The following is a 12,811-nucleotide window of genomic DNA, read 5'->3' as shown; positions in this document are numbered from 1 at the left end:
CCTTACCATTAGACGTTGAACCGGAATTCGACAATGTCTCCGTCCTGCATTACGTAGTCCTTACCTTCCAGACGCAGCTTGCCGGCTTCCTTGACTTTAGCGGCACTGCCTAACTTGTCCAGGTCGTCGAAACTCATGACTTCTGCCCGAATGAATCCACGTTCGAAGTCTGAGTGAATGATCCCGGCTGCTTGTGGGGCTTTGGTACCCTTCTTGAAGGTCCAAGCACGGGTTTCTGGACCACCAGCGGTGAAGAAGGTTTCCAGGCCTAACAACTTGTATGCGGCCCGAATCAACCGGTTCAAGCCAGGTTCCTTAACGCCTTCCATTTCCAGGAAGTCCGCCTTGTCTTCGTCGTCCATTTCGGCGATCTGTTCTTCGGCTGCGGCAGCGACACCGATGACTTCACCTTCACCGGCCACGTGCTTCTTGATTGCGTCCATGTACTTGTTGCCATCAGGGTTAGCCATGTCTTCTTCGCCAATGTTGGCAACGTACAATACCGGCTTCGTAGTCAACAGGAAGAGGCCCTTTACGATCGGCTTTTCGTCGTCCGTGAAGTCAATGGTCCGGGCACTCTTGCCGGCTTCTAGGACGGGCTTGATCTTGTTCAACACGGCCAGTTCAGCCAAAGCTTCCTTGCTCCGGCCCTTAGCAGCACGCTGTACCTTGCCCAGACGATTGTTGACGGATTCCAGATCGGCCATGATCAGTTCCAAGTTGATGGTGTCGATGTCCTCGATTGGGTCCACCTTACCGGTAACACTGGTGATGTCATCATCATCGAATGCCCGCACAACGTGAACGATGGCATCGGTTTGCCGAATGTTTTCCAAGAACTTGTTGCCTAAACCTTCACCCTTGCTGGCACCCTTGACGATCCCGGCAATGTCGGTGAATTCAAAGGTTGTTGGTACGATCTTCTTGGCTGGAATGATGTCGTTGATCCGGTCCAGCCGCGGATCTGGTACTTCAACCATCCCGACGTTCGGGTCGATCGTTGCAAACGGGTAGTTAGCCATTTCGGCGCCCGCTTTCGTAATTGCGTTAAAAAGGGTTGACTTACCGACGTTTGGCAAGCCGACGATTCCTGCTGTTAATGCCATGAGTTTTTACATATCCTTTCTATTGCTGATCATTGTCAGCTTTTTCCAATACTTTTTTGACGCGTTTATTGAAATTGTAGCGGCTCATCATCACGATGTGGCCACAGCCGGTGCATTGAATCTTGATATCGGCACCGACCCGAATAATTTGCCAGCGGTTCGTGCCGCACGGGTGGGGTTTCTTCATCTGCACAATGTCATTTAGTGCATAGTCCGCATTTTCCATGAGACGGCCTCCTCTTAATCAAATGAAACACCTAAGAGTTCCAAAATCCGGTTCAAATCATCCGTTGAAGTGTACGGGATCTCGATCTTGCCGCGGTTCTTCTTGCTGGAAGGCGCCAAGTTGACCTTGGTCCCAAAGCGGCTCTGCAATTGGTTTTCAGCTTCCCACAAGTACGGTGACTTCCGTTGCTTACGCCGCTTGGCCTTATGTTTGCCCTGCTGGTTTTGTGAGCCAACCAGTTCTTCCAGCTGGCGCACGGTCAGGTTTTGACTAACCGCTTTTTCAGCCAAGGCCGCCAATTGCTGCTTATCCTTCAAGCCAAGCAGTGTCCGTGCCTGACCCATCGACAGCTTCTTCGATGACAATAGGTCCTTGACCGACTTGGGCAGGCCCAAAAGCCGCAGGTAATTGGCAATGTAAGGCCGGCTCTTGCCTAACCGCGATGCCACCTGAGCCTGGGTCAGCGACAACTTATCCATCAAAGTTTGGTAAGCCTGGGCCTCTTCCAGCGGCGTCAGATCTTCACGCTGTAGGTTTTCCAGTACCGCCACTTCCATCATCCGCTCGTCGTCAAAGTCGCGGACGATGGCGGGAATGGTGTCCTGGTGTGCCAGCTTAGATGCCCGAAAGCGCCGTTCACCGGCAATGATCTCGTAACGCTCGATTCCTTTATCCGGCTGCCGCACGATGATCGGCTGGAAGACCCCGGACTTCTCAATCGACTTGGCCAGTTCCTTCAACGCCGCTTTATCAAATACCCGGCGCGGCTGGTAAGGGTTGGGCCGGATCAAATTCAGTTTCAGGTCTTGGACCGTTTCGTCAACATTGGGTTCCTCGACGTTGTTGTCCGCAAACAAGGCCTCAATGCCACGGCCCAAACCCATCTTTTTATTCTTTGCCATGTGCTGCCAACACTTCCTTTGCTAACTGCTGGTACTCACGCGCACCCTTGGACCGGGGATCATAGTCGACAATTGCCAGTCCATGGCTCGGTGCCTCTGACAAACGCACATTCCGTGGGATGACGGTCTTATAAACCTTCGCACCGAAGAACTTCTTTACTTCGGCGTTGACTTCCTGCCCCAAGTTGGTACGCCGATCAAACATCGTCAGCAGCACCCCTTCGATCTGCAGGTTCCGGTTGAAGTGCTTGCGAACCAGCTGGATGGTGTTCATCAACTGGCTCAAGCCTTCCAAAGCATAGTATTCGCTTTGTACCGGAATCAGGATGGAGTCAGCCGCTGTGAAGGCGTTGATCGTCAACAGTCCCAACGATGGCGGACAGTCGATCAGGATGAAATCGTACTTGTCTTTGACATCGCCAAAGGCATCCTTCAACCTGGTTTCCCGCGCCATGAGCGAAGTCAGTTCCACTTCCGCCCCAGAAAGGGCAATGGTTGTCGGTGCAATATCCAGGCCCTTGTGGCTGCTGGATTGGATCACCTCATCCAGGGGAACATCGTTAATCAAAACATCATAGACGCTTTTCTTGATCTGCTTCTTATCGATCCCCAGGCCGCTCGTGGCATTGCCTTGGGGGTCGAGATCAATCAGCAGTGTTTTTTGACCAGCATCCGCCAGAAAGGCACCCAGGTTTACGCTGGTGGTCGTTTTGCCGACACCGCCTTTTTGGTTAGCCAGTGCAATTACAGATCCCATTTCACTGCTCCTTCCTACTTACGCTTGCGCTTGTTTTTGTCCGGCGCTTTAGCAATCTTGATGGTCAGTTTGTAGCTGTTCTTCAAGGTGGTTTCGGTCAAATCGGCGTCCAGACCGCCCTCTTTGATCATCTTTACCGAATCCTTGATTGTATTAATGGCAATCCGGGGATCACTCACACTGATCGTTTCATGAGCTGGTGCCGCACTCTTCTTGGCCTTGTGAGTCCCTTTCTTGCGGCTAGACTTAGGCTGCGCCGGCTTTTTCTCTTTGGCTTTGGTCTTCGCTTGCGCCGGGGTGGGCTCAACAACCGCTTGACTGGCCTGCTGCTTTGCCAACCGTGCTGCTTCCTTCTTTGCTTCAACCTCGGAAGGAACTGGCTTGCCCAGAAACTTTGCGACCTCGTCCTCAGTTTGGCGAACATTCCATTTTTCGTTGACGACCCGCATCAGCATCTTACGCTGGGCATCGGCGTCCAATGGCAACAGTGCCCGACCATGCCGTTCACTGATCAGCCCGTCTAGGATTGCGTTCTGGACCGGCTTGATCAACTTTAACAACCGCAACTTGTTGGCCACGGCGGATTGACTGATCCCCATTCCCTTGGCCAAGTTTGCCTGGGTCAGGTGGTTCAATTCCATCAGTCGCCGGTAAGCCTGCGCCTCTTCAACGGAGCTCAATTCCGCCCGTTGCAGGTTTTCAATCAAGGCCAAAGAAGCCGTTTCGTGGTCATTCATTTTCTCCACGATGGACGGCGCCTTTTCCCACTTCAAGAGCTTCATTGCCCGGAAACGACGCTCACCGGCAATAATCTCATACTTTGCCGGTTCGTATTCCCGCAGGATGATTGGCTGCAGGAGCCCATGTTCCTGAATGGTCTGGGCCAGTTCCTGAATCCGGGTTTTATCGAAGACCTGCCGTGGTTGGTAACGGTTGGGTTCGATTTGGTCTAAGGGAATCTCTACGACTTGATTTTTCGCCGGTTCGGCTTTCTTGCCAAAACCGAAAATTGAAAATGCCATGTTCTCTCTCCCTTACTGTAACGGTTTTTTCGCTGGTGTTCCGGCACGCCGCGGATATTGCGACGGCGTATTCTTTACCTTATCGATCAAAATCAAATTACGTTGTTCCGGCTCCGGCTGAGTTGGCAGGGTTAAGCTGACCGTCTTTTGAAATTTGCCGCCCAGTTTGCTGATCGCACCCTGCGCATGCTCCAACTCCTCATCCGCCGCAGCGGCCTTGTATGCCAGGAACAAGCCGCCCACCTTGACTGTTGGCAGGCAGTATTCGGCAAGCACACTCATTCGGGCAACTGCACGCGCCGTCGCCACATCATAGCGCTGACGGTATTTACTCTTGGCCTTGCTGAAGTCTTCGGCCCGTGCGTGCACCAGCTCGACACCCGTCAGGCCCAAGTCAGCGATCAGGTCCCGCAAAAAGTTCAGTCGCTTGTTCAACGAATCCACAATGGTGACCTTGAGCTGCGGGAATGCCAGTTTTAATGGTAATGACGGAAAACCGGCACCGGCACCGATGTCCACCAGGCTTAACAGCTCAGTCTTCAACGCCGGGTAGGCAAAGGCGCCCGTCAATGAATCATAGAAGTGCTTCAGGTAGACGTCACTTTCAGCGGTAATCCGGGTCAGATTGACCTGTTTATTCACCGTCACCAGTTGCTGGTAGTACTGCTGGAACTGGTCGAGCTGTTTCGAGGTCAAATCAATCCCCCGTTGTGCTAATGCTTGTTTAAATTCTTCTGGGGTCATCCTACCGTCCTTTCCGTGAAACACAGAATTGTTTCACGCCACCCTCTTACTTTAACCTAAAAAGACCCCCGTTTCAACCAAACGGAGGCCTAAGATCAATTAATTTGAATGCTTATTTTGACTGCTTTTTCTTTCCTTGATCGGGAGTGGCTTGACCAACCACATCGTCATCATGCCGGTACATCATGAAGATCACGACAAAGCCGAGGACGAATGAAATCAGGGCATTGACTAAGATTGGCAAGAAAGCCGTGTGTGTCTGGTTCAGCATCGTTGGCAGGCCGAAGATCCCGGAACCCATGGCGTACTTACGAATGCCCCACCAGCCAGCAAGTGCACCAACAACGGCACTAGCCAAGGCAGTCATCCGGAAGAGACGTTTACGTGGTAACAACAATCCATACAGGGCCGGTTGAATCACGCCGAAGATGGCCGTCACACAAGCTGGGTAGGCGTCATCACGCAACGAGGAATCCTTGGTCCGGAAAGCAATGGCTAAGGATGCACCGGCAACGACCAGCACGTTGAAGATCGAAACTGCAAGGGTAAGGTCCCCGCTGCCGTTGAAAATGTTGATCACGACAACTGAAATGACAATACCGAAGAGACCGTACAAGGTAATGTACATCCAGGCAGCACCGATCACCGCACCGGCAATGATTGGGTTGAAGTTGTAGAACCATTGGATGCACCAACTGAAGCCATCAGCTAATGCGTTTGAGGCTGGGCCAACTGCCACCAGACCGATTGGCATCGCGATGGCTAAGGAAACCAGGCCAGGCAGGAAGTTTCTGACCACTTTTGGTGACTTAGCTTGAACCCACTTAAAAATCGGAGCCATCAAAGCCACAATCAGGATGACTGGCAGGAAACTGGAAACATAGCGTGAACGACTGACAATCCCCCAGAAATGCAGGGCCTTGCCGGTAATAGTTGGGTAAACTAACGCCGCACCAACTAAGCCGCCGTAGAATTGGGGAATTCCCAAACGTTTCGCGGTGGTGCAACCCAGGAATAATGGCAGGAAGTAGAATACGGCATCGCTAACGGCATACAAACTAAGGTACAAGCCGCCTTTAGGATTCATCAAGTGCGTCTGCAAGGCAAGGATCAACAGCCCCTTCATAATCCCACAAACGGTGATGACACCCAGGACAGGCATAATGACATCACCAATGAAACGGGTAATGAAGTCAATTGGTCCCTGACGTTTCTTGCGTCCATCCTCATTAAAGCCGATTGTCTTGATCAGCGTCTGGTAGTTCTTGTTGACGTCACCGTTTAATAAGAGTTGCAGTTCATGATCGGCGACTTTGGCTAATTTGACATCCTTTAATTGGTTTAAAGTGTCAACGTCAACGGACTTGGGACTGGCAACTTGGATCCGCAAACGCGTACTGCAGTTGGCAACCAACTTGATATTGTTTTTACCACCCATCAGTTTGACGATGGTCGGCATGATCGAGGTATTTTCCATAATCATGATCTCCTTAAAAGTATTGGTTGTAATCAGCAATCTCCAACTGCTTTTCGTGATTTGATCCTATCATCCGCTGAAATCGTTTTCAAACGCCAATTAAAGGTTTAGCAAGGCCTATTACAAGCGGTATTAAGGGCAAAATTTTTTCGTCGCGGATTTGTTTAGCAAAGCGATTCAAAACGCAGTTAAAAACCTGCCGTGCTAAACTCCTTTAGCAAAAATATTTTTAAGCCTTACAACGATTGCTCTTACAGGTTGCTAAAGCTGCTAAACTTTTTTGACAGTGTAAGCGCTTTTTAATATATTGACCGTGTAATCAGCAATTTCTACATGCTTAGTGAACCACCGTAACAATCAAGGAGTGAATTAAACATGTTATTACCTCAATTAAATGCAAGCAGAACCTGGACCGATTTAGATGGTATGTGGCATTTTCAAGCCGATGAACCTGCTATTGACGTCAACCAGCCTTTGCCTCACCCGGAATGGGTCGCTGTACCTGGCTCGTTCAACGCCCAACTCATGGGTCCTCAATATACCGACCGCGTGGGTTACTTCTGGTACGAAACCCACTTTCAACTGCCAAGCAGCCAGTTAAAGCAACGCAACGTTCTCCGCTTTGGCGCCGTGACTCATGCCGCTGAAGTCTACTTAAACGGTCATCTAATCATGAAACACAAGGGTGGCTTCACCCCATTTGAAGGTGAGATCAACCAATTCCTTCAAGCCGGCGACAACGACTTGAAGGTCAAAGTCTCCAACATTCTCGATAACACGACCCTGCCCAGCGCCGATTACAAAGGTGACGGTCAGGAAACCTACCGTTTTGACTTCTACAACTATTCTGGTATCCAGCGGCAGGTCATCATTTATTCCACGAATCCTTCCTACATCGACCAGATCACCATCCCTTATGAGACTGACCTGACTCACACTACCGTTAAACCGGAAATCAAGGTTCAAGGCGACTTTGATCACGCCCAAGTAACCATCTTGGATCAAACAAAACAGGTGGTCGCTCAAAACAATGACCTGACTTCACCGCTAAAGATTGACCAGACTCACTTGTGGGAACCCGGCAATGGCTACCTGTACCAGCTACAAGTGAAAATCTTCGCCGCCGATGGCCAACTGCTGGATACCTATACCAAATCCTTCGGTATCCGGACTATCGAAATCAAAAACAACCAGTTCCTCATCAACCAAAAGCCGTTCTACTTTAAGGGCTTCGGTAAGCACATGGACTTCTTTGCCTCTGGCCGGGGGATGAACCTGCCGTTGATGAACTGGGACAATCAGATTCTGAATTCCATCGGTGCCAACTCCTTCCGCACCTCGCACTACCCTAACGATGAGATCACAATGCAACAAGCCGATCGCTTAGGACAGGTGGTCATTGACGAAACCTCTGCAGTCGGTCTCTTCATCGGTTTCAATGCCAACGTGGAAGTCTTAAAGAATAACCAGACCACTTGGAACACCTTGGACACCACGGCTGCTCACCAGTTAGCCATCAAAGAACTGGTCGAAAGAGACGCCGACCACCCATCTGTCGTGATGTGGTCGATTGCCAACGAGCCAGCAGGTGGTCAGCCAGGTGCTCGCGAATACTTTGCCCCACTGGTAAAATTAACGAAGGAACTGGATTGGCAAAAACGGCCGGTAACCTTCACCGACATCATGCGTGACGATTATCAAGACGACCAAATTGCCGACTTATTCGATGTGATCTGTCTGAACCGTTACTACGGTTGGTACAGCAACCACGGTAATCTCAAGGCAGCCGAAGATGAATTGCGCGACAACATCATCCATTGGCACGAAAAGCACCCTGACAAGCCGTTTATCTTCACCGAATTTGGTGCAGACACAGTCCCTGGCTTGCATAGCCTGGAGCACTCCCCATACTCTGAGGAATACCAAGTCGATCTCTACAAGACCTACTTCAAAGTCTTCGATGAGTTTTCCTACGTGATCGGCGAACAGCTGTGGGCCTACGCCGACTTCCATACGCAGGATAATATGATTCGGATTGACGGTAATCTGAAGGGCGTCTTCACCCGCGATCGGCGGCCAAAGGCAATCGTCTCACTGCTTAAACAGCGTTGGCTTAACAAATAGCTTCTAAAAGGAGGAAGGGCAATGTCCGTTACTATCAAAGAAATTGCGCGCATCACCGGTTTTTCCCCGGCGACTGTGTCATTGGTCTTGAACAACAAGCCCTTCCGCATCGCACCGGCCACCCGCAAGAAAATTTTGGAAACGGCCAAGGAACTGGGCTACGTCAAGCCACAAATCCGTGCTTCCTTAGGGCAATCATCGGCTACCAATATCGGAATGCTCATCCCCAACGTGAACAGCAACATTTATTCCTTGATTGCGTCTGGCGTGGAGCAGGCCTGCAATGAGAATGGCTGGGGCTTGGTCATTGAATCGACTAACAACGATGCCCGCCTGCAGAAATCTTATCTCTATAGCCTCCAGCCCGGACTGGTAGGTGGCGTGATCATCACCGGCCATTTTGACGCCTTGGTTAAAGACGGAATCAAACAGGTCCAACGTCAAGGTCTGCCGTGCTTAACCGTCGGCAGTCAGCCAACCACGAATAACGCCGTTGCTTTTGATAATGTGCAAGGCGGATACTTGGCCACCAAGCACTTGCTCTCTATGGGGCACCGCAAAATCGCCTGTTTAATCGGCGACTCTCACTTACAGGTGGTTGCTGATCGCTTAAAAGGCTATCGAAAAGCCCTAGATGAGTTCGGTGTTGCCTATGACCCAAAGCTGATCTTTGAATCCGACTTCACCTACCGGCATACCTTTCCTTTAGTACCGACTTTGCCCATCGATCAATTCACGGCTCTCTTTGCCTTTAGCGATTTGATGGCGTTTGCCTGTTACAACTATTGGCGGTCACAAGGGATTCGCATCCCCGACGACATCTCGCTGATTGGTTATGATGCCACTAACGCTGGTTATTTAACCACGCCTCCGTTAACTTCGGTTGATCAACAGGCTAAGCAGACTGGCTACACTGCCGGCAACATCCTGATTGAACAGACACGGACCGGCCAGCCACTGTCCAAGCCCGTTATCATCGAACCAAAGCTCTTAATCAGACAATCGGTAAAACCGGTTGATCATCATTAAATAACAATCCCCAGACAGAAACACTCCGCTAACCATCATCGGCCAACGGAGTGCTTTTTTTCAGAGTATTTTAGAGTGTTGCTTGCAGGAACTGTTTGACGATCTGCCAAGTGGCGGGAGTGAAGAAGGCATCCGTCGCGTGGTCACTGCCGGCAATCCGGTAGAAACTGGCCGGCAGCTGGTGCTTTTGCAAGGCGGAGTAAAGCAGGCAGCTTTGTTCAAAGGGGACGATCCGGTCCTTGTCGCCATGCATGATCAAGAACGGCGGGACCGGTGCGTTATCTGATAAGTAATGGATGGGGTTGGCCTGCTGAACCAGTTCCGGATGGTCATAAACCGCCTTGCCGCCCAGGAACTGGCCTTCAAAGCTGTGAGCAGTGACATGGTCTTGGGTGGACGGAACCTTGTTCATCCGGCTGATATCTGTTGGCCCATAAAAGTCAATGCAGGCTTGGTACTTCAGTGGGGACTGGTCAATCGGCTCATCACTGAAGAATTGCTCATTCGTCGTCACACTGGCCAGCACGACCGTATGCGCGCCTGACGATTCACCCCAAGCGCCATAATGATGCGGATCAACATGGTACTGGTCGGCATGCTGCAGCATAAAGCGGGTCGCCGAATTCAGATCCCGGACTTGGACAGGGAAGGCCCACTTAGGCGCATAACGGTACTCGACCATTGCAACCACGTAGCCGGCCCGCGCCAGTTCGATCATATGCGCCAGGTGGATTCCCAAACGCTGCTTTTGAAAACCGGATCCCTGCACCCACATGATCAACGGAAAGCACCGATCACCATTGGCATTGGCCGGTTCGATAATGTTCAAGTGCAAAGCAAAATCGTCCTTCGTCGCGTAGACCACGTCCTGCAAAACAGTGGGATAAGTTGGCTGCAGGTTGACGTGCAGGGTCTGCATGCCCGCTGGCTGATTCGTTGCCACCGGAAAAGCGGCTAAGGACTGCTTCAAAGGTTCGACAAAATCAGCCGGCATCTGTGATAACTGCGCTTGCGTCAAAATGTGTTCACTCATTGCTTTCCCTCCAAAAAAGTGCCCCATAGTCATTAGCAAACGCTAACAATTATGAGGCACTTGACTACCTGTTTCTCAATCAAGAAACGCGGGTTTTATTTCGTTAAATACAATTATTTCATCTTGCTGACTTGGTCAACGAACCACTTGTTGAAGAAGTCGGCATCAATGTCGACACAAACTTCAGCGTTGGTCTTGCCATCGTGGTATGCACCACGGATGTCGCCGACCATGCAGCCAATTGCTGGACCATCAGTCTGGATGTCGATCCACATCTTCTTAGTGGTAAATGCTTCTGGGTGGAGCAGGTAGAAGATGGTGTTGACATCGTGCATTGGCCGGCCATTAGCACCACCAGACATGTCGTTGTAGTGACTGATCAGACCGTAAAGCATCTTACCAGTTTCGTTCATGTCCTTCAGCTTGTTCAGGCTGTCGTTGGTCAACAGAGCCTTCAAGGTAACGTCCAGGCCTACCGTAACGATCGGCACACCGGACTTGTACATGATTTCAGCGGCATGTGGGTCGGTGAAGACGTTGAATTCAGCAGCGGAAGTCATGTTACCACCTGAGATGGAACCACCCATGGCTACGATCTTAGAAATGTGAGACTTAACTTCTGGGTATTCCTTGAACAGCAGGGCGATGTTGGTGTAAGAACCAGTTGGTACTAAGACCACTGAATCTTCAGCCATGATGGCGTCATGCAGAGCTTCAACCGCCGTCTTGTTAATCGGCTTGCCATAGTCGGTACCGAAATCATAGCCTTCCATGCCAGATTCACCGTGAATCCGTGCGGCATCTTCGAAGTGCTTGATCAGTGGTGCCTTTGCCCCTTCAGCAACCGGAATTTCCTTGTCCTTGCCAAAGAAGTGAACAATCTTCAAAACGTTGGCAGTGGTCTTATCAACCGTAACGTTACCAGCAACGGCGGTGATCAACTTAACATCCAATTCAGGACTGTTGATGGCCATCGTCATTGCGGCGGCGTCATCAATACCAGGGTCAGTATCCATAATAATCTTCGTAGTCATAGCTTTTCCTCCTTATGAAAACGCTTTACCTAACTTTTGAAGAAAAAGCAGGGAAACAACAGAGGCGTCCCCCTACTTTCTTCATTATATTACCAAACGAACAAGCCGACCATTGCAGCGGACAGCAGAGATACCAGGATCCCAGAAAGGATCAGGTAGATGATGTTGTGAGCAATGTAATCGTTAGTTTCATCGTCAACTAAGCCCTTGAAGACCCCGATGATCATACCAAGAGTACCAAAGTTAGCGAATGAAGTTACGAACGTGGTCATAACAGCTTGGAAGTGTGGATCGAAACTGTGAATCTTGCTGCTCATGCTACCCATGACAACAAATTCGTTGGTAACCAGCTTCATCCCCATGTTTTGGGAAAGGATCCAAACATCGTGCGGGTGCAGACCCATTAACCATGCGAATGGGTACATGATGACACCCAGGATGCTTTCCAATGACAGTGGCTTCCAGAAGAGGCCTAAGATCTTGTCGATCAGAGCTGCCAAAGCAACGAAGGCAACAACGTTAGCGATAACGATCAGGATCAGCTTACCGGCACCCAGAATGGAGTCACCCAAGAAGCTGAAGAATGGTTCACGCTTGCCACCTTCCTTAGAAACACCAACGATGACGTCTTCTTCAGGCGTAACCTTAACTGGGTTCATCAGACTAGTGGTGATCAAAGAGTTCACAATGTTAATCGGAATAGCGGTCAGAATGAATTGACCAGGCATCATTTCAACATAGGAACCAACCATAGCGGCAGTGATACATGACATACTCATCATGGCCAGAGTCAGGTTACGAGCCTTGGACATCTGGTTCAACTGACGTTCGGAAACGGCCAGAACTTCAGTGTTACCTAAGAACATCATTTCTACGGCAAAGAATGATTCGAACTTTGGTTGACCAGTAATGAAGGAAAGGCCACGACCGATCCACTTGATAACCCATGGCAAGAAGCCGATGTAGGTCAAGATATCGAACAGTGGTACAACCATCAGGATTGGCATCAGTGCAGAACAAATGAAGTTCATGTTCTTAACATTGTACCAACTACCTAATGCGAAGACCGTACCTTTTGCAGAAGCATCAACCAACCATACGAAGCCGTTGGCAGCTGCTTCAACACCAGTACGACCAGCCTTGGAGCCAGTCAGCAACCAAGCAATCACTAAGTTCAGGACAACCATAATAGCAATGGCTTTCCAGTTGATTGCTTTCTTATCCTTAGACAGTAGGAAACAAATCCCCAAGAATACTACTAGTCCAAGGACGTTAATTAGTACATACATCCCACAACATCCTTCCTAAAAACTAGAAATAGAGAAATAATTGCTAGTCAGCTTAATGCTAACTTACG

The 12,811-nt window shown here is 50.1% G+C and carries 12 protein-coding genes; 2 read left to right on the top strand and 10 right to left on the bottom strand.

What is annotated here, in order from left to right; genetic code table 11:
* Positions 1-8: 8 nt before the first annotated feature.
* The 7 genes from ychF to IV45_RS07575 form a co-directional block, all read right to left on the bottom strand.
* The gene (gene ychF, locus IV45_RS07605; RefSeq protein ID WP_057742323.1) at positions 9-1,106 is read right to left on the bottom strand and encodes a redox-regulated ATPase YchF; all 1,098 of its coding nucleotides are present in this window, start codon (positions 1,104-1,106) and stop codon (positions 9-11) included.
* A 19-nt stretch (positions 1,107-1,125) separates the two neighbouring features.
* Entirely contained in the window at positions 1,126-1,332 is a 207-nt protein-coding gene (locus IV45_RS07600; RefSeq protein ID WP_057742320.1) for a DUF951 domain-containing protein, read from the bottom strand.
* Positions 1,333-1,346: 14 nt separating this feature from the next.
* Positions 1,347-2,234, bottom strand: a complete 888-nt coding sequence (locus IV45_RS07595; protein ID WP_057742318.1) for a ParB/RepB/Spo0J family partition protein — start codon at positions 2,232-2,234, stop codon at positions 1,347-1,349.
* Positions 2,221-2,991, bottom strand: coding sequence for a ParA family protein (locus tag IV45_RS07590; RefSeq protein WP_057742315.1), 771 nt, complete (start codon positions 2,989-2,991; stop codon positions 2,221-2,223). The genes IV45_RS07595 and IV45_RS07590 overlap by 14 nt, the downstream gene beginning before the upstream one ends.
* Positions 2,992-3,005: 14 nt before the next feature.
* Entirely contained in the window at positions 3,006-4,013 is a 1,008-nt protein-coding gene (locus IV45_RS07585) for a ParB/RepB/Spo0J family partition protein (protein ID WP_057742313.1), read from the bottom strand.
* Positions 4,014-4,025: 12 nt separating this feature from the next.
* Positions 4,026-4,757, bottom strand: coding sequence for a 16S rRNA (guanine(527)-N(7))-methyltransferase RsmG (rsmG, locus tag IV45_RS07580; protein ID WP_057742310.1), 732 nt, complete (start codon positions 4,755-4,757; stop codon positions 4,026-4,028).
* Between the two features lie 112 nt (positions 4,758-4,869).
* On the bottom strand, positions 4,870-6,234 hold the full coding sequence (locus tag IV45_RS07575; protein ID WP_057742308.1) for a PTS transporter subunit EIIC: 1,365 nt from the start codon (positions 6,232-6,234) through the stop codon (positions 4,870-4,872).
* Between the two features lie 375 nt (positions 6,235-6,609).
* Between IV45_RS07575 and uidA the strand changes: the two genes are divergently transcribed.
* Together uidA and IV45_RS07565 are read left to right on the top strand one after the other, a co-directional pair.
* Entirely contained in the window at positions 6,610-8,358 is a 1,749-nt protein-coding gene (gene uidA / locus IV45_RS07570; protein ID WP_057742305.1) for a beta-glucuronidase, read from the top strand.
* A 21-nt stretch (positions 8,359-8,379) separates the two neighbouring features.
* Positions 8,380-9,387: a LacI family DNA-binding transcriptional regulator gene (locus tag IV45_RS07565; RefSeq protein ID WP_057742303.1), complete on the top strand. Its 1,008-nt coding sequence runs from the start codon at positions 8,380-8,382 to the stop codon at positions 9,385-9,387.
* Positions 9,388-9,457: 70 nt separating this feature from the next.
* On the opposite strand, the gene IV45_RS07560 is transcribed toward IV45_RS07565, so the two are convergent.
* From IV45_RS07560 to IV45_RS07550, 3 genes are all read right to left on the bottom strand, one after another.
* Positions 9,458-10,420: an alpha/beta hydrolase gene (locus IV45_RS07560; RefSeq protein ID WP_057742301.1), complete on the bottom strand. Its 963-nt coding sequence runs from the start codon at positions 10,418-10,420 to the stop codon at positions 9,458-9,460.
* A 113-nt stretch (positions 10,421-10,533) separates the two neighbouring features.
* Entirely contained in the window at positions 10,534-11,454 is a 921-nt protein-coding gene (gene rihC, locus IV45_RS07555) for a ribonucleoside hydrolase RihC (RefSeq protein WP_057742299.1), read from the bottom strand.
* 89 nt (positions 11,455-11,543) lie between these two features.
* Positions 11,544-12,743, bottom strand: coding sequence for a NupC/NupG family nucleoside CNT transporter (locus IV45_RS07550; RefSeq protein WP_057742295.1), 1,200 nt, complete (start codon positions 12,741-12,743; stop codon positions 11,544-11,546).
* Positions 12,744-12,811: the final 68 nt, after the last annotated feature.

The sequence above is a fragment of the Limosilactobacillus secaliphilus genome, from assembly GCF_001437055.1.
Classification (GTDB): Bacteria; Bacillota; Bacilli; order Lactobacillales; family Lactobacillaceae; genus Limosilactobacillus; species Limosilactobacillus secaliphilus.
This window is presented reverse-complemented; position numbering and strand designations above follow the sequence as displayed.